The organism is Acinetobacter sp. ABJ-A23_2 (assembly GCF_044538765.1).
Taxonomy (GTDB): domain Bacteria; phylum Pseudomonadota; class Gammaproteobacteria; order Pseudomonadales; family Moraxellaceae; genus Acinetobacter; species Acinetobacter nosocomialis_A.
Window position 1 is genome coordinate 1 of sequence record NZ_JBIUCP010000143.1, and the last position, 228, is coordinate 228.

Consider the following 228-nt stretch of genomic DNA (forward strand, 5'->3'; position numbering starts at 1 on the left):
TACCTGTCACTGGATCAGTCGCATTGATTGGATCAAGAACCGGTGCATTTGGTGCTGTGGTATCGATAGTCACCACTGCACCTGTTGTACCCACATTACCTGCAGGGTCGGTCGCTGTCACAGTTACGGTGTGTGGTCCATCGGTCAACACTGGAAGCGTATTGTCTGCAAGCGTCCAGGTACCGTTGCCGTTATTGACTGCTGGATAGTCTGTGCCATCTACAGTCA

General features: G+C 51.8%; 1 protein-coding gene. It reads right to left on the reverse strand.

Features of this window, described 5'->3' with window-relative positions; translation table 11 throughout:
• Nucleotides 1-228 (reverse strand): Ig-like domain-containing protein (locus ACH63V_RS18235; RefSeq protein ID WP_396464337.1); only part of this gene is annotated, 228 nt, incomplete at both ends.